The following is a 20,938-nucleotide window of genomic DNA, read 5'->3' as shown; positions in this document are numbered from 1 at the left end:
CATGTGTTTCGTGCCTCTCAGTCGCAGGGTTGTTGAAATCGACGTCTCGTCGATCTCGGAGCGGAACCGGTGGATCCCGTCCGTGGAAAACGGAGCCGCCCTTGAATCACCCCAGAGCGTCACCGTGTGTCGACCTGTGGAAAGCCCCACTGGCGGGTCCAGGCGTCGGAGGTCCCCCGACTGCCGATCACTCTGGACCGGGACAACGTCACCAAGGTATGTGGGAAGAAGTGAATCGGTGTTCGGCGCTTTGTCGACTGCGCGATTTGGTCCGAAGTGTGCGCATATAGGTCGTGCCCCTCTTCGTCGGGCTCAGCGTCCAGAAGAGTCCGAGCGGTCGCTATCGCTCCGGCGCCCGCTACTGCCCGCGGAGTTCGTGCCTCGGGATCACCGCGTGGACCCTGTCGCGCAGGTGCAGCTTGGCGAAGATGCGGTTCATGTGCGTCTTCACAGTGGTGGGGGAGAGGTGGAGTGTCTCGCAGATCTCGCTGTTGGAGAGTCCGGTGACCATGCACCCGAACACGTCGCGCTCGCGTGGGCTGAGCTGGCTGAGCGGGTCGCTGTTCGGCGCAAGAGCGTCGTGTCGGGCCGTGTTGCTCGCGAAGGGCTGGCGATACGCCCATTCGTTCGCGAGGGTCCGATTGAAGCGCTCGATTCTCCCGTTCTGCCTGGGGCAGGTGGGGCTTGATGAACTTCTGCGTCGCTCCGCGCTGCTCGACCGCTTCGCGGAACGCGAGCGATCGACGGTAAGCGAACGCGTTGTCCGAGATCACCCGATGGATGCTCGTGATGCCGTGCTCCGCGAAAGAGACCGCCGCCCGGGTAAAGGACCCGGCCGCGGTGGTGCCCTGCTCGTCAGTGTGGATCTCTGCGTAGGCCAGCCCCCGCCGTCCGGGATACGCCCGAGCTTCTTCACGTCGATGTGGAGCAGGTCCCCGGGGTTCGGGCGCTCGTAGCGTTTCGTGGTGGAGCGATGCGCGCACTGCCACGACACCCCGAGCTCACGCGCGACCTGAGACGCCGGACGACGGTCGAACACGATCCGCTCGACCAGCAACCGCCGACCGTGAACCGTGAGACGGGCATTAGCGTGGGACATAGAGGCCCCCCGGCGATGGCAGAACTAGGCAGCTCCATCGAGCCAGGAGGCCTCGTCACGTCACAAGACCCGAAGCGTCATCAACGTCACGGCCGAGTACAACTAGGCGCACCAGCTGAGGGAGATCAGGCCCTCATGTCCGCGATCGTAGTTCGGGCCCAACCCTGACGCGGTGCGGTTGTAGTCGCTGATCGGGTATCCGAGCGAAGCTGCCTCTGAGTCCGACGCTCGGAATGTGGAGCCGGCGGCTCCGGATCCCGTGGAGATGGAGAGCAAATTGTCCCTCCCGAAGACTGCTCCGGCCATGCCGCCGCCGCCTCCACCTGCGTACCCGCCGCCTCCGCCACCAGCGCAGGCGGCGAACTGCCGACCGTTGCTGAGGCGCCGGGCTCCGTCTCCGCCGTTTCCGCCGCCGTTGGACCCGTACCCGAAACTCTGGCCGTCGGATCCCTCAACACGGGTGACGGGGCCCCAGTTGCCGTTGTCGACCACGTAGTGATTGACGCCGCCTCGGCGGCCGCCGTCCTGGCCGTTTCCCGCGAGGGCAGGATTGACCGCGAGGCCGGTGCCATCGGAGTTTGCCCCGCCGATCGCTCCCACGCGCCCGTTCGGATTGCCGCCGCCGCCGCTCGCTGTGCCGAAGCTGAACCCGGTCAGCTGGTCCGGTGCGGTGTACACGGTGACCTGCTTCGTGGATCCGCCCACGGTATGACGGACGGCGGACCCTCCGCCTCCGCCTGAAACGATCAGGGGGGCACCTCCGACGAGCAGAGCACTGCCGCCTCCGCCTCCGCCTGTCGGGATGTCGTCGATGTAGTCCCGACGGCCGGGCGTGGAGGCCCCACCCTTCCCGTAGCCGGCACCTCCGAACGCGGTCGTCCCGTCTCTCTTCACCTCGCCGCCTTGCCCGACCACGATCCCGAACGTGCGCTGCGCAGCCGAGGCGTTTGCGGGCAGTGCGATGCGTCCGGTGGACTTGGCACCCTCCCCTAGGCGAACATTCTGGCCTGCACCTCCGCCAGCGCCTCGGACCTCGAAGTCCACATACTTCGCGCCTGCTGGAACCGTGAAGGTGGTCGCCAAGCCCGGAGTGTCGAAGGTCCTGGTCGTCGTCGCGCATGTCGATGCTGCGGCGTACGGGACGGCCACAGCGGAAGCAAGGATCGGCGCCGTCCAAGCGGCTCCTTGGAGCAGGGTTCTTCTGGCGGGATCCAGGTTTCTCTCATTCATGTGTTTCGTGCCTCTCAGTCGCAGGGTTGTTGAAATCGACGTCTCGTCGATCTCGGAGCGGAACCGGTGGATCCCGTCCGTGGAAAACGGAGCCGCTCTTGAATCACCCCAGAGCGTCACCGTGTGTCGACCTGTGGAAAGCTCCACCGGCGGGTCCAGGCGTCGGTGGTCCCCCGACTGCCGATCACTCTGGACCGAGACAGCAAACCAAGATACGCAGGTGTAAGTGAACGCAGGATCGACCCATCGTCAGCTGCGCAATTTGGACAGAAGCGTGCGCATATGGGCCGGTGCCCCCTCTGTGTCGGGCTCAGCGACCAGAAGAGTCCGAGCGGTCGCCATCGCTCCGGCGCCCGCTAACGCCCGCGGAGTTCGTGCCCCAGGATCACCGCATGGACCCGGTCGCGCAGGTGCAGCTTGGCGAAGATGCGGTTCACGTGCGTCTTCACCGTGGCGGGGGAGAGGTGGAGTGTCTCGCAGATCTCGCTGTTGGAGAGCCCTGCGACGATGCACCCGAACACGTCGCGCTCGCGCGGGCTGAGCTGGTCGAGCGGGTCGGCACTCTCGGGACCCCTCGAGCGCCCAAGCGGCGATCCGCCGGCGGCGTAGTGGTCGATCAGGTGTCTCGTGATTCTGGGTTCGACCACGGCGTCGCCTGAATGGACTGTCCTCACTGCCTCGCGGAGCCGGTCTGGCGGAGTGCTCTTGAGGAGGAAGGCGCTAGCCCCAGCGTCCAGGCCGCCGAAGGCGTATTCGTCGATGTCGAACGTGGTGAGGACAAGCACCCTCGTGGCGGGGTACGCGGTCGTGATGATCCTGGTCGCCTCGATACCCCCGATGCCTGGCATCCGCACATCCATCACGACGATGTCTGGCTTCAGCTCCCGGGTGCGACGGATCGCTTCCTCGCCCGTGCCGGCGTCTCCGACGACCTCGATATCGTCGGCGGTGTCCAGGGTCAGTGCCGTGCCCACCCGAACGAGCTCCTGGTCGTCGACCAGCAGGACTCTGATCTTCGGCGAACTGGATACGGTCATGTTCGGGTTGCCCCGTCGATCAGCAGGGTGGCGCTTGTCATCCAGCCGCCGCCCGGGCGTGGGCCAGCTGTACTCATGCCGCCGTAGCTCGCGGCGCGCTCGGCTACGCCGAGCAGACCACGGCCGGTCCCCTGACTCCGGGCCTGGCTCGCGTGCGTGCCGGCGCGACCGTCGTCGGTGACCTGCACCGTGACCGTGTCACCTGCGACGTCGATGCTGACCTCGACTCGCGTGGCTCCTGTCGCGTATCGAAGCGCGTTGGTGAGCGACTCCTGGACGATCCGGTACACCGTCGTCGACAGAGCCGGGTTCTCGGGCATCGCCTCGCCGGTGCGGATGAGCGTGACGGGCATGCCGGTGCCGCGAAAGGCCTCGACCACCTCCTCCAGCTCGGGGGCGTTGTGTCCCGAGCGATGGAGGCTCTTGTCCAAGACCACGTCCTCCTCGCGAAGCACCTGGAGGACTCTGTTCATGTCGGCAAGGGCGCTTCTTCCGACGTCGCCGAGTCTCCCGAGCGCGAGGGCTGACCGCTCCGGGTGCGTCTCCCAGCCCTTCGAGGCACCGTCGCCGAGGGCGATCATCGTCGAGAGCGAGTGAGCGACGATGTCGTGCATCTCTGCCGAGATACGCTGCCGCTCCACGACCCGCGCCGTGCTGAGCCGTTGGTTCATCAACTCCGTCAGCGCCTCTCGGCGCCGCGCTGCGCTGCGGACGGCGACACCGAGAGCGAGGGCGATGAGTGCCAGAGGGTCGAGGAGTGACGGCGCACGGGGGACACCCGTCGTGAGGAAGAGCACGAGCATGCCCGCCGCGGGCAACCCCACCACGACGGCGTACCCCAGGAGCGCGGTCGTGACGGGAGTCAACGAGGCCAGGGTGTGCAGCGCGACTGCGGCGGGCAGTCCGAGGAGCGCGACCGGGGTGGGGAGGAGGATGCCCGCCGTGCTCACCAGGGCGACTGCCACCAGGATGGTCCGGGGAGTGCGTCGCCGCCACAGCAGCAGGCCGCAGGCGAGCGGCACGAGGAGCAGACCTGCGGAGCGATTCTGTGCACCTGGGAGCACGATGGCGAGCATCTGGGCGCCCAGGCATAGGAGGGCGACGATCCCGTCGACCGTCCTGGGGTGAGCACTGAACCAGAGCAGGAGCCGCGTGCTGAGGACGCGATCGACCTCCGCGGCATCCACCCCCGGCGGCGATGAGCGAGCACTCATACCCCGACCTCCCTCCCGAGCTCTGCTCTCATTCTCCCTTTCAGCCCGCCCTGGTGCTCAGGCGTCGCGGCGCTTGAGCACCAGGGCTGCGCTCACGAACAGCCCCAGTGTCCAGAGCAGCAGGATGGCAGAGCCGACCCACGGACCCATCGGGTCGGTGCCAGCGGGCGCCAGGAGGAGTGAGCCGGCTTGGATCGGGAAGAAGCGCATGATCTCAGTGCCGTACTCGGAGAACATCTGCGGGATCACGGGCACGATGATGAGGAACACGATCGTCGCGAGGACTGCGGCGATGACGTTGCGGATGATCGCACCGAGCGCGATGCCGATGACGCTGATGGCCGCGAGGTAGAGGCCTGAGCCAGCGACCAGCCGGAGCAGGACTGGTGTCTCGAGGACGTAGCTGTACCCACCGCCGGCGAGGATGGGCGGTGCGAGCGCGAACCCGATCGCCGAGCTGACGACGCCGATGGCGAAGGCGACGCTCGCGATGATCGCCGCCTTCGCGAGCAGTGCCGGTGTCCGGCGCGGAACCGAGAGCAGCGTGGTGCTGATCTGCCCGGAGCGATACTCGTTCGTGACCATCAGCACCGCGAGCACGGCGAGGACGATGCCGACGTAACCGGTCTTGTCGACGATCATCTCGGGGTACGCGTCGTAGTTCGCCCGGGGTGAGCCGCGGTCGCGGAAGACATACGCCCAGGGCATCGCGATTCCGTTGGCGACCAGGAGGAGGAACGTGAACCCTGCGAGGACGTTGTTCGAGGCCAGCCCGCGAAACTTGATCCATTCGGAGCGGACTGCGCCACCCAGGCTGACGTTCCGCACGGGGAACCGGCGCACGATGCGGGCAGGGGTGGTAGCGGTGGTGGTGCCCATGGGGATGGTCCTTTCGTGGAGCAAGCGTGATCAGGCCGAGGCGTACTCGACGGAGTCGCGCGTGAGGTGGTTGTAGGCCTCTTCGAGGGTCTGCCGCAGAGGTGTCAGCTCGGTGATGAGCACCCCCGTCTCGTGGGCGGCGCGGGCGATCTGCTCGGCCGTGAGGCCTTCCACTTCGAGGAGGTCGGGCTCGCTCGAGATGATCCGCACCCCAGCGCTCGTCATTCGGCGAGTGAGCGTGCGCGCATCCGGCGTGCGAACGCGCACGCGGAGGCCGTTCTGCTCGGTGAGTGCGCTGAGCGGCGAGTCCGCGATGATCTCGCCGCGGCCGATGATGATGACGTGGTCCGCGATGAGTGCCAGCTCGCTCAGCAGGTGCGATGAGAGGAAGACCGTTCTTCCCTCGGCCGCCAGCCGAGCGAGGAGCTCGCGAACCCAGGTCACGCCCTCGGGGTCCAGGCCGTTGACCGGCTCGTCGAGGATGAGCGTGGCGGGGTCGCCCAGCAGGGCGGCGGCAATGCCGAGACGCTGCCCCATGCCGAGGGAGAATCCGCCGACCTTCTTGCGGGCAACTGCGCTGAGGCCGGTTGCCTCGAGGACCTCGTTGACGCGCGAGTGAGGAATCCGGTGCGTCGCGGCGATCGAGTCAAGGTAGTTCAGTGCCGTGCGCGACTTGTGCGCCGCCTTCGCGTCGAGCAGGGCACCGACCTCGCGCAGCGGTGCCGCGAAGGCTCGGTATTCGGTGCCGTCGATGAGCGCACGTCCGGAGGTGGGGTGGTCGAGGCCGACGATCGAGCGCATGGTCGTGGACTTGCCTGCTCCATTCGGCCCAAGGAACCCCGTGACCTTGCCCGGCTGGACCGTGAAGCTCACGTCCCGCACCGCGTGCTTTCCCTTGTAGGTCTTGGTCAGGGCCTCAACTTCGATCGTCATCTCGTCGCGCTCCTCGTCATAGCGGTTGTCTCGTGCTCACGACGCTACGGACGAGGGGTGCTGGCGGATGCCAACCAGGGGTTGAACTGCGGCTGGTCGTGGCAGGCGGCGCGTCACGGTCTCAGCAAACTCGCGGACACCCCGCTTCTCATTTAGCTAGGTTAACTAGATAAATATTTGCAGGGCTCGAGGGAGAGCGGCCAGCTCCGACCCCCTCGCAGAGAGAGGGTCACCATGTCGAACTCAGGTCGGTGCGCGTCGAGCTGTGGCCCGATGCGAGGCGGCGCGCGATGAGCACGATCGTGGCGGAGCGGCCACGTGCCGATGGGGGATCGGAGTCAGGCGACGAGACGCTGAATGCCGACCTCGTGCTCGTGGGATCCGGAGACCGTGCAGCGCTGTCTCGTCTCTACGACGCCCTGAGCCCGACGATGTTCGCGCTGGCGCTCAGGCTTCTCAATCGGGAAGATCGAGCAGAAGAAGCCACCACCGACGCCTGGTTGACCATCTGGCAGTGCGCGCCTCGTCTCCCGCAGGGGCGTGCGCGGCAGGCGATCCTGGCCGCGACGGTTCGATCGGTCTCGAAGCTGGCACGCGTCGAGTGACCCCTGGCGCGTCATGAGGGTGGTGCGCGCTCGCAGTTGTGCTCAGAAGCCCGACTACTAGCCTTGTCGCATGTTCGGACCCGCTCCAGACGCCGCTCAGCTCTACGGCGGCCCGGGCCTGCACTGCTGAGCACTTCGTTCCTGGCCTCGTCGACGCTAACGTGGAAATGTACGCACTGACCGGAGTCCGTCCACTTCTTCTCGCTCGAAGGAAGCTGTCATGACCTCTCCTGAAGCACCGTCCGCTCCTCAGCACTCGATTCGCCAGCTCGACCAGCCCGGGGACCTCGCCTGGGTACTGCTCACCCACAAGGTCTTCTCGGACTCCTTCGAGGATGGCCGCACCTACGAGCGTCTCGTCGCGCACGCCATCGGGGGCTATGCCGCCGGCAAGGAACGCGAGCGTGAAGGGGCGTGGATCGCCGAGCTCGACGGAAGACGCGTGGGGTGCATCTTCTGCATGCCCGGGGAGGACGGCGAGGCCGCCCTCTTGCGGCTGCTGATCGTCACACCCGACGCGCAGCGCCGCGGCATCGGCCGGGCACTCGTCGAGACTGGCATCGACTTCGCCCGGAGACGAAACGCGCCAAGTGTCGAGGTCTGGAGTGCCCGGGAGTTCACTGCGGCCGCTGGCTTCCTCCAGAGCGCCGGCTTCTCCCTGCTCTCTCAGGAGCTCGACCCGCGATTCGAACGGGACGTCGTCGGGCAGCGATGGGCTCGCCCGCTCGAGGCCTTCTCCACTCGATGAGCGGCGGATGTGCGCCGCCACGGAGCGTCGCGGGGGTGTCGAGGGGCACATATTGGAGTCGGGAGAGAGTGAGACACTGCCGTGATGACTGAGCAGACTCCGCATCTCGTGACTCTCGACCTGACCGACGAAGATCGCCACTCCGTCCTCATCAACGCACTCCAGGAGTACGCCGACGCGGCCCTCGACAAGGTCGAGCGCCCGGAGAGCACCACCGCGGAGCGCGACCACTTCCAGATCGTGGCGACCACCGCCCAGGGCTTCGTCGACGAGATTCTGGCCGCAAGCGGTCATCCAGCTCCGGTCCCTGCACCTGATCTGTCCTCGACCTGACGGTCGCGCTGCCCGGAGCCCCGAAGGTCGCTGACTGGCCGCGTGGGCAGGCGCGACTGTTCGCAAGGATGGGGTGCCAAGCGGCGCGTTTCGTCACGCTGGATGCATGGAAACGCAACGAACCGCAGCCGTACACCCCACCGATCCAGCAACGAACGTTCGAAGCGGCAAGCCCAGGAAGGCGACCGCAGTGATCGCCGCTGCCGGCGTGCTCGCCGCCGGCGCGATCGGCGTCGGTGCATGGTCGAACGCGGCCAACGCCGACGCCAGCCCGGACCCGCATGAGGCGACCATGCAGGCGCTCGTCGACGCGGGATACCCCGGCGTGCTCGCATCCGTCACCGACAGCGAGGGCAGGACCTCGAACCTCGCTCTCGGACAGGGGGACATCGCCACGGGGGACGCACCCCCCGTGGACGGGGAGGTGCGCATCGGCAGCAACACGAAGATGTTCGTCTCGACGATTGTCCTCCAGCTTGCCGATGAGGGGCAGCTCGCCCTCGACGAGCCGATCGACACGTACCTGCCCGGTCTCATCACGGGGGACGGAGTCGACGGCACGAAGATCTCCGTGCGCCAGCTTCTCCAGCACACCGCTGGCCTGCCCGAGTACGCGGACAAGATCGCGGCGGACGCGTTCGGCGCGCAGGAGACGTACATCTCTCCCCGGGCCATGCTCGATGTCGCGTTCGAGCGGCCCGCGGCGTTCGCCCCAGGGGAGCGGTGGGGATACAGCAACACCAACTACCTCGTGCTCGGACTCATGATCGAGGCCGTCACGAAACGGGCACTCGCCACCCAGATCGACGAGCGCATCGTCGCGCCGCTCGGCCTCGAGCACACCTACCTGCCCGCGCCAGGCGAACGGCAACTGCGCGGCGAGCACCCCCGCGGGTACCACGCTGAGACGGCCGGCGACCTCCGGGACATCTCCGAGCTGGACCCCGCGTTCGGCTGGGCCGCCGGCGCTCTCGTATCCACGCCGTCCGAGCTCAACACCTTCATGCGCGCCCTCCTCGACGGCCGAATCTTGAGCGCGGCGGCGCTCGCGGAGATGCAGACGACCGTCCCCGCCGGGGATGAGCTGACCCCTGGGGCCGCGTACGGCCTCGGCCTGCAGCGCTACCCGCTGTCCTGCGGCGGAGTCGCCTGGGGGCACGGGGGAGACATCCCCGGAACCCAGACTCGCAACGCCATCGGCCCGGACGGCACCGCCGTGACGATCGCCGTCACCGCACTGCCCTGGGCGGTCGTGTCGCCCGACGACAACGAACAGCTTCTCGCGCAGTACCGCATGGTCATCGATGCCCTCGACGAGACGCTGTGCGGGCAGTAGCAGATGACGAGTTCGCGCCGGGCGGCGGCCTCGTCAGGGGCCACCACCCGGCGTGGTTGAATCGGGTCATGCGCTCATCGCCGCGGAACTCGGCCGTGATGGTCGCCCTCTGGTCTGCGACGCCCAGTCTCCTCGTGCTGGCGGGTGCCGCCGGATTCCTTGCGATCGGCACCTGGGATCGCGCCCTCTTCGCGTCGGTCCCCGGAACCGGGTCGCCGCTGGTGCTGGCAAGCCTCATCGCCGTCCAGGCGCTGCTGCTGTGGCCGAGCCGCTTCCGCCCGCTGCCCGTGTTCGCGGCGATCGTCGGCATCGATCTCGCGATCCTCGGCACGACGGCCGGGGAGCTCGGCATCGGCGCGCTCGCCGTGGGCATCGCGTCGTACCGGGTCGTGCGGCAGCTGCCCCACAGGACGGCGCTCATCGCACTCGGCGTCGGGGCGGCCGCGACGACCACGGTCGGTGGCGTCGCGATGCTGCTCGGGTCACGCGAGGCGCCGCTCGTCCTGACCGCGACGCTTCTCCTGCGCATCCTGCTCCTCTACGTCCTTCCCGCGGGCATCGCCGACTACGTGCTCGGTCGGGAACGCTTGACGGATGCGCTCCGAGAGCAGGCGCGCATGGCCGAGCAACGTCAGGCGGAACGGGCCCGCGGCGAACTCAGGGCAGAGCGCACTGCCCTCGCACGCGAACTCCACGACATCGCCGGCCACCACCTGTCGGGCATCATCGTCAGCGCGCAGGCGGCAACCACCCTGACCCGCTCCGACCCTGACCGGGCGAGAGCCATGATGCAGGGCATCCAGGACGACGCACGCACGACGCTCGTCGATCTCCGGCGCACCGTCGGACTGCTGCGCAGCGACGACGACGACGAACGCACGGGCGGCCCTGAGCGCCCGAGCCCCACCCCGAACCTGGAGGGGATCGCGACGCTCGTCGATGCCGCGCGGGAGCGTGGTCAGGTCGTCGACTTCCGTGTCACCGGTGCGCCTCGACCGCTCGGCCCGCTGACGGAGGCCGCTGCGTACCGCATGGTGCAGGAGTCATTGGCGAACGCGGCACGTCACGCCCGGGGAGCACAAAGCGACGTCAGCGTGCGGTTCGGTGACGACGGCGTGGAGATCATCGTCGCGAACGCGCCAACCGGGCCCGGAGCGGATGCAGTCGTGCCACCCGCGCCCGCACAGACGGGGTACGGGCTCTCCGGCATGGCCGAACGAGCCGAGCTCGTGGGCGCGACCCTGAGCACAGGACCGACGAGCGACGGCGGGTGGCGGAATGCACTCACGATCCGCGGCACGGGCCAGAGCGCGAACCGAGACAGGGAGATCTCATGATCCGGATCCTCATCGCCGACGACCAGGCGGTCGTGCGCGCCGGGCTCTCGGTGATCCTCGGCGCGGAGCCCGACTTCGACGTCGTCGCCGAAGCCGCCGACGGTGCAGAGGCGGTCCGGCTCGCTCGCGAGCTGAGCCCCGACGTTGTCTGCATGGACATCCGCATGCCGGGAACCGATGGCATCGAAGCGACCCGGATGATCGCTGCAGAACCGTCGCTCGACGCTGCGGTGCTCATCCTCACCACCTTCGACGTCGACGCGGACGTGTTCGCCGCGCTCGAGGCCGGGGCGGCCGGGTTCCTCCTCAAGGGCGCGGATGAGGCGACGCTGCTCGCCGCGGTCCGCTCAGTCGCCGCAGGGCACGGGACGCTCGACCAGCGCCTCACCAGGCGCATCCTCCACGAATTCGCCGAACGGCGGCGGCCCGTGCCTCAGCCAGCCCCGCCGACGGGGGTCGAGCTGACGGAGCGGGAACTCGACGTCCTCCGGCTCCTCGCCCGCGGCCTGTCCAACGCGGAGATCGCCGGTGAGCTGTTCGTCGAACCCACCACGGTGAAGTATCACCTCGCGGGGCTCCTCCAGAAGACCGCGTCGAGGGACCGCCTGCAGGTCGTGCTCTGGGGCATCCGCGCGGGCCTTCTCGACGTGCGCTGAGCAAGGTCGCAGCGGAGCGCGGATGACGCGCCCTGGCGGCTGCCAGGTTGCAACACGGTGACGTCGTCCCTCCCCGGGGAGCCGTGCGGTACCGACTGGGTAGACTGGCGGCAGATCGTGAGGAGCGAACGATGACGATGCAAGTGGGGCCTACAGCAGTCCCGGAACGCCTGTGGATGTCGATGATCGCCCGCGCCGTGCCCGCGCTCATCATCGCCGCCGTCATCACCTTCTCCCAAGACCACTCTGCGGCGTTCGGGTTCATCACGTTCGGTGCGTTCGCGCTCGCATCCGGCGTGCTCATCGGCTTCGAGGCCGTCGGTTTCAAGGACCACCCGGCGCGCGCGCTCACGTTCGCGCGTGCCGTCGTCTCGGCGCTCGCCGGAGGCTTCGCCCTCTTCATGGGCACCGCAGAGACCGAGCACGCGACCGCCGCCGCGTTCATCGCGACCGTCGCCACCTGGGCCCTCGTCACGGGAGCGCTCGAACTCATCAGCGCCCGCGTGGGCCGTGCCACCAAGTTCTTCTCGCGCGAGGTGCTCATCACCGGCGCCGTCACCGTGCTCCTCGGACTTCTCGTCGCGATCATCCCGCCAGACCTCCGCGTCGACTACGGCGGAATCGAGCAGGTCGAGGGCACCCTCACCGCATCCGTGCAGACCGTCGGCTACGTCGGCGCCTACCTCGCAGTGCTCGGCGTGCTGCTGGTCATCGAGGGGATCACCCTCCGCGGCATCCTCGCGGATGCGCCGGCCGCCAAGCCAGAACTCACCAAGAAAGCCTGATTCCCCAGTGACACAACCCAAGCGCCGCGCGCTCATGAAGCCCTTCGAGCTGCTCGGTATCTCCGCCGTGATGGCGGGCTTCGTGCTCCTCATCCTGCTGCTCACGACACAGGACTTCCTGCTCGGCATCATCTTCGCCGGTGTCGCCTTCATCGTCTCGATCCTCGTGCTCGCGATGCTCGTGCTCTCCTACTCGCCGAACCCCGAGAACGAGATCTACCTCGACCGCTTCGAGAACGCAGAGCAGGGCGTCTCCCGCAGCGACGAAGGCGAGCAGAGCCGCGCGGCAACGCAGGCGGCGGCCACGGACGAGACGGCACCCGTCGTCGACGAGGCTGCACCCGAAGCGAAGCCCTCAGAGCGCACCGACGCACCGGAGCAGGCCGCGGCGACCGAGGAACCCGCATCCGCGCTCCCCGCAGATGCAGAAGAGGCCCCGCTCGACGAGACGACGTCGAACGAGGCCCCGACCAGCAAGTAGCTGGAGAACGAGCGGGCGTTGCGCGCCCGCTCAGCTCAGGTGGTCGACGAGACGCGACGAAGCGCCCGTGTAGCTGCCGGGCGTGAGGGCGAGGAGCGAATCCTTCGCCTCCTGGCCGATGTCGAGGCCCGTCACGAACTCGACGAGATCGGCCTTGCCGATGCGGCGGCCGCGCGTCAGGTCCTTCAGCACGGCGTACGGGTCGGCGATGGATGAACGACCAGCGACGATCTCAGCTCGGATGACGGTCTGGATCGCCTCGCCGAGCACCTCCCAGTTGCCGTCGAGCTCGTTCGCCAGCAGCTCCTCGTCGACGGCGATCTCGCGCAGTCCGCGTGTCACGTTGTCGAGCGCGAGCAGCGAGTGGCCGAACGCGACACCGATGTTGCGCTGCGCGCTCGAATCGGTGAGGTCGCGCTGCAGGCGCGAGGTGACGAGCGTCGAGGCCAGCGAGTCGAGGAGAGCGCTCGAGATCTCGAGGTTCGCCTCCGCATTCTCGAAGCGGATCGGGTTGATCTTGTGCGGCATCGTGGAGGAGCCCGTCGAACCGGCCTGCGGGATCTGACGGAAGACGCCGCGCGAGATGTAGGTCCACACGTCGGTGCAGAAGTTGTGCAGGATGCGGTTGAAACGCGAAACGTCGGCGTACAGCTCGGCCTGCCAGTCGTGCGACTCGATCTGCGTGGTCAGCGGGTTCCAGGTGAGGCCGAGGCCGCTCACGAACTCGTCGGCGAGCGTCTCCCAGTCGGTGTCGGCACTCGCCGCCTGGTGCGCGGCGAAGTTGCCCGTCGCGCCGGCGAACTTCCCGAGGTACTCGGTGGCTTCGACGCGCTTCAGCTGGCGGCGCAGCCGGTGCGTGAACACGGCGAGCTCCTTGCCCAGCGTGGTGGGCGTCGCCGGCTGGCCGTGCGTGAGCGACAGCAGGGGCACATCCCGCAGCTCGCCGGCGAGCTCCGCGATGCGGTCCGCGAGACCGGAGGCCGCGGGGAGCCAGACGTCGGTGACGGCGTCGCGGATGGTGACCGCGTACGAGAGGTTGTTGATGTCCTCGCTCGTGCAGGCGAAGTGGGTGAGCTCGGCGAGCTCGCTCAGCCCGAGCTCCTCCAGGCGGGCGCGCACGTAGTACTCGACGGCCTTCACGTCGTGACGGGTGCGAGCCTCGACCTCGGCCAGCTCGTCGATGTCCTTCTGACCGAAGTCGGTGACGAGGGCACGCAGTGCTGCGGCCTTGTCTGCATCGATCTTGTGGGAGCCGAACATCTCACGGTCGGTGAGGAACAGCAGCCACTCGACCTCCACGTGCACGCGGGCACGGTTCAGCGCGGCCTCGGAGAGGTGCTCGCCGAGACCTTCGACGCTCTTGCGGTAGCGCGAGTCGAGGGGGCTCAGCATCTGGGGAGGGAGGGGGCTCATTGTGCTCCTTGGGACGAGGACGATCCGGCGCGCGCCGTCAGCGCTGCCCGGACGACCGGCTCGATCTGACGAAGAAGCTCCTCGCACGCGCTCGTGATCATGTCGCGCACGTGGTCGAAGAGCTGATCGTTGCCATAGTACGGGTCTGGGACTTCCGTGATCCCGCCCGGGGGCGCCGGGTGGAAGGTGAGGAGGGGCTGCACGAGCGAGCGCTGCTCGTCGTCGGAGGCCCACGCCTTGAGGATGCGCCGCTGGCCGCGGTCGAAGGTGATGATCAGGTCGAACGTGTCGAACCAGTCGACCTCGAACTGCTTCGCGCGATGGTTCTCGGCCGTGAACCCGGCCCGCTCGAGCGCGGACTGGGTGCGGGGGTCCGCCTTCTCGCCCACGTGCCATTCGCCGGTGCCCGCCGAGCTGATGCTCACGGCGCTGCCGAGGCCGATCTGCTCGACCATGTCGCGGAAGATGACCTCAGCCATCGGGGAGCGGCAGATGTTGCCGGTGCAGACGAAGATGATGCGAAAGACCGCGTCCTTGCTGTTTTTCGCCATGACGCCCATTGTCACGCATTCAGCACCGGTTCGCGTGCGTGTTCACCCGCTCTTTCGCTGCCCGTCGGAGCGAAGCCGCACTCTGCAGGCATCCGGCCTGTGGATGCGCGTCCCTCCACACCCGTGGGCGTCCATGCGTCGCCGCCTCCCCTGCCGCCGCAGGATCGGAGTCTCCGACGCACGAGAGGACCACCGCGAATGCCAGAGACCACGTCTTTCGTACCCATCGCAGCGTCGACGATCGGCCCGACACTGCCCTTCGTCGATGCCGCGAGGGAGCAGATCATCCGAGCCCTGCAGGTCATCGCCCTCGACAACGCTCGCGCCCTGCACGCCTTCGGCTCGGGCACCACCGATATCTGCACGGGCCTCAGGCTGCTCGCGGTCTCCGACGCGTGGAGCTCGCCAGCGCAGCGCTGCCTTGCCATCGAGGCCGAGCTCCTCGCCGATGCGATCGGACTCGTCGCGACCGCCGCAGGGCTCGCCGAGGCCGAGTACCGCCGAGCGCATGGGGCATTGGGTCTCGAGCTCGAGGCACTGGGGGCACGATGAGCGGCGAGCTTGTCGTCGTCGGACCCAGCGATGTCCGCGCCGTCGCCGTGCGCGCCGGGCTCTTCGCCGTCGACTTCGAAGCGCTCCGCACGATCCTCGCCGGGCAGGAGTGGATGCCGCCGTCCGTATGGCTGAGCGGCTCGGGCCTCACTTTCGCTGCAGCGGCGGCGCAGGCCGAGGTCGCGTTCTTCGGAGGGGCGCCGCTCGAAACCCAGCTGTCCTCGCTGGGCGAGCGCATCCAGCTTGCCGCCGAGCTGTACGAGCGGGCCGAGGCGGTCTCCGCGGCCGTCGTCCAAGCGGCGGGCGCAAGCGCCGCCAACTTCCTCGGACGCTCGCTGCCGCTGACGGTCGCGCTCCTCGGCCCGGCTGCTGGAATCGCGGCGCTCGCGGCTCTTGCGGGGGAGGCTCCGACGCTGAGCGACCCGCGGGTGCAGGAGCTCATCCGCGTCACCGTGGAGAACGCCGACGACTTCGCGCTCGGGATGCTCGGCCTCCCGCCGGTCCCCGGCGCCGACGGCAGCAGTCTCGTGTCGTGGGCGCTCGCCGGGGCAGGTGTGGCGGGGCTGACCCCGAGCGATCGCTTCAGGGTGGGGAGCGCCAGCGCTCCGCTCGATGGCAGGGATGCGGCTCCCACGGGACTCCAGTCGCTGGTCGCCGCCATCCCGCCCTCGGCCGACGGAGGGCCGCAGATTCGCGTCACGAGCTACGTCGACGCGACCGGAGCTCAGCTCTACGAGGTCGCGATCACAGGCACCTCGAACCAGTCGTACGGCACGACGGGAAACCCCTTCGACCTGGCCGGCAACCTCGCGGCGTACGCGGGGATCGACTCGCAGTCGGTGTCCGCCGTCCTCGCGGCGATGGCAGAGGCGGGCATCGAGCCGGGCGACGCCGTCGTGTTCGCCGGCTACTCGCAGGGTGCGCTCGTCGCGGCGTCGATCGCCGGGCTGGGGAGGTTCGACACGAAGGGCCTCGTCTCGATCGGGGGTCCTATCGATGCCGAGCGCCTGAGGGCGCAGCTGCAGCACCAGCAGGCTGATGGTCGGGGCGATGATGCGTCGCCCGGGAGCAGAGCCCCGATCATCGAGATCCAGCACCGGGAAGACCCGATCGTCGGCCTGCAGGGGCTCGCCCCGGACGGCGAGGATTCGACGGTCGTGCTCGCCGATGCCGATGCGGTGACGCCGTTCGGCGACGACCCTCTCGCCGCCCACGCGCAGACGCGCTACCTCGAGACCGCCGGCATCGCCGACGCGAGCGTGCTGCCTTCTCTCGAGGCCGCACGCACGGACCTCCTCGACGTCTACGACGGCTTCGAGCTCGACGAGTCGAGGCTCTACACGGTTGACCGGCTCGACCCGCTTCCGGAGTCCGGCGAGGCCATCGACGAGGTGAATCGGCTCATCGAGGAGAAGTTCGCGCCCATCACGAGCAACCTCAAGCCAGACGACATCAAGATCTGAACGCCTCGATCAGGCTTCCCGACGACGACGCTCATCGCTCTTGAGCTTCGAGTCGGCACCGCGCACCCAGCCGCCGAGCACCGCGGTGACCACCGACATGATGAGCGCTGCGAGCACCGCCCACCAGAAGCCGGAGACCTCGATGCCGAAGCCGATGCTGTCGCTGATGACCCCGACGAGCCAGAACAGGAAGCCGTTGACGATGAACGAGATGAGGCCGAGCGTGAGGATGTAGAGGGGGAACGCGACGACACGCACGACCCCGCCGACCACGGCGTTCACGACGCCCCAGATCAGCCCGAACAGTGCGAGCGTGCCGATGACGCCCCAGGTCGACTCCTCGAACGGGATGACCTGGACATGCGCTTGCAGGATGAGGGTCACGACCCAGAGGGCCACGGCGTTGATGAGGATGCTCAAGATGGCTCGCATTCCCCCATTCTCCCCGATCCTGCGGTGAAGCGGCTGGGGCGCTCGCCCGCCTCGTGTCGTCGATGCCGTGCAGGGTCGGCCCGAACTGTTGGAGGATTTCTCCTGAACGGCCATGGGGTGGAGAACTAGACTGGCGAAATCTCGGGCAACCGCATGCGAGATCGGAACAGCAGGAAGGCGCCACACGACGTGACTCCAGGCGACGAGACCGTGCAGATCCTCACTCCAGAGGGAGAGGTGAAGCCGACGAAGGCCGCCGAGCCCTTCCTGGAGCAGCTTGAGCTGCTCACCACGGAGGACTACCTTCGCGCCTACCGCGACATGAGCTACGTGCGCGCGTTCGACCGTGAGTCGACCATGCTGCAGCGCCAGGGACAGCTGTCCCTGTACGTCCCCGCCGAGGGGCAGGAGGCCGCCCAGATCGGCTCCGCCTACGCCATGCGCCCGCAAGATGCGGTCTTCCCCTCCTACCGCGAGCACGGAGTCGCCTTCGTGCGCGGCGTCGACCTCGTCGACGTGCTGCGCCTCCTGCGCGGCGTGACCCACAGTGGATGGTCGCCGGAAGGCCATGGCGTGCGCCCCTACACGCTGGTCATCGGCTCGCAGACCCTCCACGCGACCGGCTACGCGCTCGGCCAGAAGTTCGACGGCGCCACCGGCACCGGCGACCTCGACAAGGACGAGGCGACCGTCGTGTACTTCGGCGACGGCGCGACCAGCCAGGGCGACACCAACGAGGCCTACATCTTCGCGACGAGCTACCAGGTGCCGCTCGTCTTCTTCCTGCAGAACAACCAATGGGCCATCTCCGTGCCCGTCTCCGTGCAGGCCAACAACCCGCTCTACAAGCGCGCGGGCGGCTTCGGCATGCCCTCGACGCACATCGACGGCAACGACGTGATGGCGAGCTTCGCCGTCACGCGCGCGCACCTCGAGCGGGCACGCGCCGGCGGTGGCCCCGGCTTCATCGAGGCCGAGACCTACCGGATGGGCGCCCACACGACGACGGACGACCCCACCAAGTACCGCACGAGGGACGAGGAGGAGTCGTGGCGCCGCCGCGACCCCATCGCCCGCCTCGGCGCGTACCTGCGCGCGCAGGACGTGGGCGAGGACTTCTTCACCGGCGTCGACGAGGCAGCGAAGGACTACGCGGCCGACGTGCGCCGCGGCGTCTTCGAGATCGAAGAGCCCGACAACGACTCCATGTTCGAGAACGTGTACAGCGACGCGCATCCGCAGCTCGAGGAAGAGAAGCAGTGGCTGCGCCGGTACGAGGCGTCCTTCGATGACAACGCGAGCCAGGAGGCAGCCCGATGACCGACGTCGCCACGAGCACCACAACGCCCGAGTCGGAGACGGATGCGCCGGAGACGGTCACCATGCCGCTCGCGAAGGCCATCAACGCCGGTCTGCGCCGCGCCATGGAGGACGACGACAAGGTCGTGCAGCTCGGCGAGGACATCGGCACGCTCGGCGGTGTCTTCCGCGTCACCGAGCACCTGAAGCGCGACTTCGGCGAGAACCGCGTGCTCGACACCCCGCTCGCGGAGTCCGGCATCATCGGCACCGCCATCGGCCTCGCCATGCGCGGCTACCGGCCCGTGTGCGAGATCCAGTTCGACGGCTTCATCTTCCCCGGCTTCGACCAGATCACGACACAGCTCGCGAAGCTCACGAACCGCAACGAGGGCCGCCTGCAGATGCCGGTTGTCATCCGCGTGCCCTACGGCGGGCACATCGGCGCCGTCGAGCACCACCAGGAGAGCCCAGAGGCCTACTTCGCGCACACCGCCGGACTCCGCCTCATCTCCCCGTCGACGCCGAACGACGCGTACTGGATGATCCAGCAGGCCATCAAGAGCAACGACCCCGTCATGTTCTTCGAGCCCAAGAGCAAGTACTGGCAGAAGGGCGAGGTCAGCCTCGCCGCCCCCGCTGCCGGGATGCACGCGAGCCGAGTCGCCCGCGTCGGCACCGACGTGACGCTCGTCGCGCACGGCGCCATGACCGCGGTAGCGCTGCAGGCGGCGGCGGTCGCCGAGGCCGAGGGCATCAGCCTCGAGGTCATCGACCTCCGCTCGCTGAGCCCCATCGACTACGCGCCGATCGTGGAGTCCGTCCGCAAGACGGGTCGCCTCGTCATCGCGCAGGAAGCCCCCTCGAACGCCAGCATCGGCTCCGAGATCGCCGCGACCGTGCAGGAGCGAGTGTTCTTCTCGCTCGAGGCGCCCGTGCTTCGCGTGTCGGGCTTCAACGTTCCCTTCCCGCCAGCGAAGCTCGAGGCGAGCTACCTGCCGGACGCAGACCGCATCCTCGAAGCCGTCGACCGCTCGCTCGAGTACTGAACCAAGCCCGCACAGATAGAGGCAAGCACACCAATGAGCACCGAGAACTTCGAACTCCCCGACGTCGGCGAGGGACTCACCGAGGCCGAGATCGTCTCCTGGCACGTGAAGGCCGGCGACAGCGTCGAGCTGAACCAGACGCTGTGCGAGATCGAGACGGCCAAGTCGATCGTCGAGCTCCCCAGCCCCTTCGAGGGGCGCGTCGTCGAGCTCTTCGCGAGCGAGGGGCAGACCGTCGACGTGGGCAAGCACATCCTCTCCATCGAGACCGCTGGGTCCGTGAGCAGCTCTGAGGTGCCCGCCGCCCCGGAGGCACCGGCTGCCGACCTCGAATTCGATGCGGCACAGGCGGATGCGGCTTCCACCGTCTCCAGCGAGGGCGCCGAGTCCGGCGCCAACTCGGTGCTCGTCGGCTACGGACTCGGTGATGCGCCCACGACGCGTCGCCGCAAGAAGTCCGCCGCCCCGGCCCAGCCGACGCGCCCCGCGCAGATCCCCGCACCGGCCCAGCCGTCGCACCGCCCGGCGGCGCAGGCTCCCGCTCCAGCGCCTGGGGCGGCACGGACGCAGGCTCGCCCAGGGTCGGTGCCCGCCGCATCCGCGTCGCCGATCATCGCGAAGCCCCCGATCCGCAAGCTCGCGAAAGACCTGGCCGTCGACCTGTCGCAGGTCGAGCCGACCGGGCTCGCCGGTGAGACCACCCGCGACGACGTCATCCGACACGCGCAGCAGGCGAGTGTCTTCAAGAACCTCGAGACCCCCATCTGGGGCGAGGTCCGCGAGGAGAAGCACCCCGTCAAGGGCGTGCGCAAGGCCACGGCGAACGCCATGGTCTCGTCGATGTTCACGGCACCGCACGTGACGCTCTTCACCGACGTCGACGCGACGCGCACGATGGAGTTCGTGAAGCGCCTCAAGGCGTCGCCCGACTTCGCCGGCGTGAAGGTGTCGCCGCTGCTCATCGTGGCGCGAGCCGTGATGTGGGCGATCCGCCGCAACCCGATGGTCAACGCCGCGTGGACCGACGAGGAGTACACGGTCAAGCACTACGTGAACCTCGGCCTCGCCGCCGCGACCCCGCGTGGGCTCATCGTGCCGAACATCAAGGATGCCCACGCCATGACCCTGCACCAGCTGGCGCAGGCCATCGAGCAGCTCACGTATCGCGCCCGCGACGGGAAGACACCGCCGACGGAGATGCGCGACGGCACGTTCACGATCACCAACATCGGGGTCTTCGGGATGGACACGGGCACGCCCGTCATCAACCCCGGCGAGGTGGGCATCCTCGCGCTCGGCACGATCAAGCTGAAGCCGTGGGTGTTCGAGGACGAAGTTCGCCCCCGCATGGTGACGACGCTCGGCGCTTCGTTCGACCACCGCCTGGTCGACGGGGACGTCGCGAGCCGCTTCCTCGCGGACGTCGCGACGATCGTCGAGGAACCTGCGCTGCTGCTCGACTGAGCCCCGGCTGGCCGCGCCGAGCCCCGCCCGGCCGTCCCCGCC

The 20,938-nt window shown here is 68.4% G+C and carries 21 protein-coding genes and 2 pseudogenes; 13 read left to right on the top strand and 10 right to left on the bottom strand.

Annotated features, from left to right (window positions below; all coding sequences use genetic code 11):
• Positions 1-358 precede the first annotated feature (358 nt).
• The 7 genes and pseudogenes from C5E10_RS12770 to C5E10_RS12740 form a co-directional block, all read right to left on the bottom strand.
• Positions 359-541 (bottom strand): annotated as a pseudogene (locus C5E10_RS12770) (response regulator transcription factor); the annotation flags it as partial.
• 24 nt (positions 542-565) lie between these two features.
• Positions 566-1,099 (bottom strand): annotated as a pseudogene (locus tag C5E10_RS12765) (integrase core domain-containing protein); the annotation flags it as partial.
• A gap of 102 nt (positions 1,100-1,201) precedes the next feature.
• A complete protein-coding gene (locus C5E10_RS12760; RefSeq protein WP_146080271.1) occupies positions 1,202-2,182 on the bottom strand; it encodes a hypothetical protein in 981 nt (326 codons plus the stop codon).
• Positions 2,183-2,685: 503 nt separating this feature from the next.
• The gene (locus tag C5E10_RS12755) at positions 2,686-3,366 is read right to left on the bottom strand and encodes a response regulator transcription factor (RefSeq protein ID WP_104331951.1); all 681 of its coding nucleotides are present in this window, start codon (positions 3,364-3,366) and stop codon (positions 2,686-2,688) included.
• Positions 3,363-4,580: a sensor histidine kinase gene (locus tag C5E10_RS12750; RefSeq protein ID WP_104331950.1), complete on the bottom strand. Its 1,218-nt coding sequence runs from the start codon at positions 4,578-4,580 to the stop codon at positions 3,363-3,365. Before C5E10_RS12750 ends, C5E10_RS12755 begins: the two co-directional genes overlap by 4 nt.
• Positions 4,581-4,637: 57 nt before the next feature.
• Positions 4,638-5,459: an ABC transporter permease gene (locus C5E10_RS12745; RefSeq protein ID WP_104331949.1), complete on the bottom strand. Its 822-nt coding sequence runs from the start codon at positions 5,457-5,459 to the stop codon at positions 4,638-4,640.
• A 30-nt stretch (positions 5,460-5,489) separates the two neighbouring features.
• Positions 5,490-6,392 carry an ATP-binding cassette domain-containing protein gene (locus C5E10_RS12740; RefSeq protein WP_104331948.1) on the bottom strand — a complete coding sequence of 301 codons (903 nt, stop codon included), beginning with the start codon at positions 6,390-6,392 and terminating at the stop codon, positions 5,490-5,492.
• A 290-nt stretch (positions 6,393-6,682) separates the two neighbouring features.
• On the opposite strand from C5E10_RS12740, the gene C5E10_RS12735 reads away from it, so the two are divergent.
• The 8 genes from C5E10_RS12735 to C5E10_RS19195 all read left to right on the top strand — a co-directional run bounded on the left by C5E10_RS12735 (position 6,683) and on the right by C5E10_RS19195 (position 12,673).
• Positions 6,683-6,997, top strand: a complete 315-nt coding sequence (locus tag C5E10_RS12735) for a sigma factor (RefSeq protein WP_146080270.1) — start codon at positions 6,683-6,685, stop codon at positions 6,995-6,997.
• Positions 6,998-7,217: 220 nt separating this feature from the next.
• The gene (locus tag C5E10_RS12730; protein WP_104331946.1) at positions 7,218-7,745 is read left to right on the top strand and encodes a GNAT family N-acetyltransferase; all 528 of its coding nucleotides are present in this window, start codon (positions 7,218-7,220) and stop codon (positions 7,743-7,745) included.
• Positions 7,746-7,829: 84 nt separating this feature from the next.
• The gene (locus tag C5E10_RS12725) at positions 7,830-8,078 is read left to right on the top strand and encodes a hypothetical protein (RefSeq protein WP_104331945.1); all 249 of its coding nucleotides are present in this window, start codon (positions 7,830-7,832) and stop codon (positions 8,076-8,078) included.
• A gap of 106 nt (positions 8,079-8,184) precedes the next feature.
• A complete protein-coding gene (locus C5E10_RS12720; protein ID WP_104331944.1) occupies positions 8,185-9,414 on the top strand; it encodes a serine hydrolase in 1,230 nt (409 codons plus the stop codon).
• A 68-nt stretch (positions 9,415-9,482) separates the two neighbouring features.
• On the top strand, positions 9,483-10,751 hold the full coding sequence (locus C5E10_RS12715) for a histidine kinase (RefSeq protein WP_104331943.1): 1,269 nt from the start codon (positions 9,483-9,485) through the stop codon (positions 10,749-10,751).
• The gene (locus C5E10_RS12710) at positions 10,748-11,407 is read left to right on the top strand and encodes a response regulator transcription factor (RefSeq protein WP_104331942.1); all 660 of its coding nucleotides are present in this window, start codon (positions 10,748-10,750) and stop codon (positions 11,405-11,407) included. The genes C5E10_RS12715 and C5E10_RS12710 overlap by 4 nt, the downstream gene beginning before the upstream one ends.
• A gap of 131 nt (positions 11,408-11,538) precedes the next feature.
• On the top strand, positions 11,539-12,192 hold the full coding sequence (locus C5E10_RS12705) for a hypothetical protein (RefSeq protein WP_146080269.1): 654 nt from the start codon (positions 11,539-11,541) through the stop codon (positions 12,190-12,192).
• Positions 12,193-12,199: 7 nt separating this feature from the next.
• Positions 12,200-12,673, top strand: coding sequence for a hypothetical protein (locus C5E10_RS19195; RefSeq protein WP_181062756.1), 474 nt, complete (start codon positions 12,200-12,202; stop codon positions 12,671-12,673).
• 30 nt (positions 12,674-12,703) lie between these two features.
• Here the strand turns inward: C5E10_RS19195 and purB are convergent, their stop codons facing one another.
• Together purB and C5E10_RS12690 are read right to left on the bottom strand one after the other, a co-directional pair.
• A complete protein-coding gene (purB, locus tag C5E10_RS12695) occupies positions 12,704-14,086 on the bottom strand; it encodes an adenylosuccinate lyase (RefSeq protein WP_104331940.1) in 1,383 nt (460 codons plus the stop codon).
• Positions 14,083-14,637, bottom strand: a complete 555-nt coding sequence (locus C5E10_RS12690; RefSeq protein ID WP_308471370.1) for a low molecular weight protein-tyrosine-phosphatase — start codon at positions 14,635-14,637, stop codon at positions 14,083-14,085. Before C5E10_RS12690 ends, purB begins: the two co-directional genes overlap by 4 nt.
• A gap of 198 nt (positions 14,638-14,835) precedes the next feature.
• On the opposite strand from C5E10_RS12690, the gene C5E10_RS12685 reads away from it, so the two are divergent.
• Together C5E10_RS12685 and C5E10_RS12680 are read left to right on the top strand one after the other, a co-directional pair.
• Positions 14,836-15,189, top strand: a complete 354-nt coding sequence (locus C5E10_RS12685) for a hypothetical protein (RefSeq protein WP_104331939.1) — start codon at positions 14,836-14,838, stop codon at positions 15,187-15,189.
• Positions 15,186-16,652, top strand: coding sequence for a hypothetical protein (locus tag C5E10_RS12680; RefSeq protein WP_104331938.1), 1,467 nt, complete (start codon positions 15,186-15,188; stop codon positions 16,650-16,652). Before C5E10_RS12685 ends, C5E10_RS12680 begins: the two co-directional genes overlap by 4 nt.
• Before the next feature lie 9 nt (positions 16,653-16,661).
• Here C5E10_RS12680 and C5E10_RS12675 read toward each other — a convergent pair whose 3' ends face one another.
• The gene (locus C5E10_RS12675) at positions 16,662-17,084 is read right to left on the bottom strand and encodes a phage holin family protein (RefSeq protein ID WP_104243893.1); all 423 of its coding nucleotides are present in this window, start codon (positions 17,082-17,084) and stop codon (positions 16,662-16,664) included.
• A 189-nt stretch (positions 17,085-17,273) separates the two neighbouring features.
• Here C5E10_RS12675 and C5E10_RS12670 point away from each other — a divergent pair, with 189 nt between their 5' ends.
• The 3 genes from C5E10_RS12670 (at position 17,274) to C5E10_RS12660 (ending at position 20,896) form a co-directional block, all read left to right on the top strand.
• On the top strand, positions 17,274-18,404 hold the full coding sequence (locus C5E10_RS12670; protein ID WP_258063975.1) for a thiamine pyrophosphate-dependent dehydrogenase E1 component subunit alpha: 1,131 nt from the start codon (positions 17,274-17,276) through the stop codon (positions 18,402-18,404).
• A 62-nt stretch (positions 18,405-18,466) separates the two neighbouring features.
• A complete protein-coding gene (locus tag C5E10_RS12665) occupies positions 18,467-19,432 on the top strand; it encodes an alpha-ketoacid dehydrogenase subunit beta (RefSeq protein WP_104244172.1) in 966 nt (321 codons plus the stop codon).
• 33 nt (positions 19,433-19,465) lie between these two features.
• Entirely contained in the window at positions 19,466-20,896 is a 1,431-nt protein-coding gene (locus C5E10_RS12660; protein ID WP_104331937.1) for a dihydrolipoamide acetyltransferase family protein, read from the top strand.
• Positions 20,897-20,938 lie beyond the last annotated feature (42 nt).

Source organism: Pseudoclavibacter sp. RFBG4 (assembly GCF_002931515.1).
Lineage (GTDB): Bacteria > Actinomycetota > Actinomycetes > Actinomycetales > Microbacteriaceae > Pseudoclavibacter.
This window is presented reverse-complemented; position numbering and strand designations above follow the sequence as displayed.

Excerpts from the sequence above, each read along its gene's own strand:
- C5E10_RS12685 (WP_104331939.1), top strand. The coding sequence starts at position 14,836 with ATGCCAGAGACCACGTCTTTCGTACCCATCGCAGCGTCGACGATCGGC.
- C5E10_RS12725 (WP_104331945.1), top strand. The coding sequence starts at position 7,830 with ATGACTGAGCAGACTCCGCATCTCGTGACTCTCGACCTGACCGACGAA.
- C5E10_RS12755 (WP_104331951.1), bottom strand. The coding sequence starts at position 3,366 with ATGACCGTATCCAGTTCGCCGAAGATCAGAGTCCTGCTGGTCGACGAC.
- purB (WP_104331940.1), bottom strand. The coding sequence starts at position 14,086 with ATGAGCCCCCTCCCTCCCCAGATGCTGAGCCCCCTCGACTCGCGCTAC.
- C5E10_RS12735 (WP_146080270.1), top strand. The coding sequence starts at position 6,683 with ATGAGCACGATCGTGGCGGAGCGGCCACGTGCCGATGGGGGATCGGAG.
- C5E10_RS12665 (WP_104244172.1), top strand. The coding sequence starts at position 18,467 with ATGCCGCTCGCGAAGGCCATCAACGCCGGTCTGCGCCGCGCCATGGAG.
- C5E10_RS12750 (WP_104331950.1), bottom strand. The coding sequence starts at position 4,580 with ATGAGTGCTCGCTCATCGCCGCCGGGGGTGGATGCCGCGGAGGTCGAT.
- C5E10_RS12710 (WP_104331942.1), top strand. The coding sequence starts at position 10,748 with ATGATCCGGATCCTCATCGCCGACGACCAGGCGGTCGTGCGCGCCGGG.
- C5E10_RS12690 (WP_308471370.1), bottom strand. The coding sequence starts at position 14,637 with ATGGCGAAAAACAGCAAGGACGCGGTCTTTCGCATCATCTTCGTCTGC.
- C5E10_RS12745 (WP_104331949.1), bottom strand. The coding sequence starts at position 5,459 with ATGGGCACCACCACCGCTACCACCCCTGCCCGCATCGTGCGCCGGTTC.
- C5E10_RS12705 (WP_146080269.1), top strand. The coding sequence starts at position 11,539 with ATGACGATGCAAGTGGGGCCTACAGCAGTCCCGGAACGCCTGTGGATG.
- C5E10_RS12660 (WP_104331937.1), top strand. The coding sequence starts at position 19,466 with ATGAGCACCGAGAACTTCGAACTCCCCGACGTCGGCGAGGGACTCACC.
- C5E10_RS12720 (WP_104331944.1), top strand. The coding sequence starts at position 8,185 with ATGGAAACGCAACGAACCGCAGCCGTACACCCCACCGATCCAGCAACG.
- C5E10_RS12680 (WP_104331938.1), top strand. The coding sequence starts at position 15,186 with ATGAGCGGCGAGCTTGTCGTCGTCGGACCCAGCGATGTCCGCGCCGTC.
- C5E10_RS12715 (WP_104331943.1), top strand. The coding sequence starts at position 9,483 with ATGCGCTCATCGCCGCGGAACTCGGCCGTGATGGTCGCCCTCTGGTCT.
- C5E10_RS12730 (WP_104331946.1), top strand. The coding sequence starts at position 7,218 with ATGACCTCTCCTGAAGCACCGTCCGCTCCTCAGCACTCGATTCGCCAG.
- C5E10_RS12740 (WP_104331948.1), bottom strand. The coding sequence starts at position 6,392 with ATGACGATCGAAGTTGAGGCCCTGACCAAGACCTACAAGGGAAAGCAC.
- C5E10_RS12675 (WP_104243893.1), bottom strand. The coding sequence starts at position 17,084 with ATGCGAGCCATCTTGAGCATCCTCATCAACGCCGTGGCCCTCTGGGTC.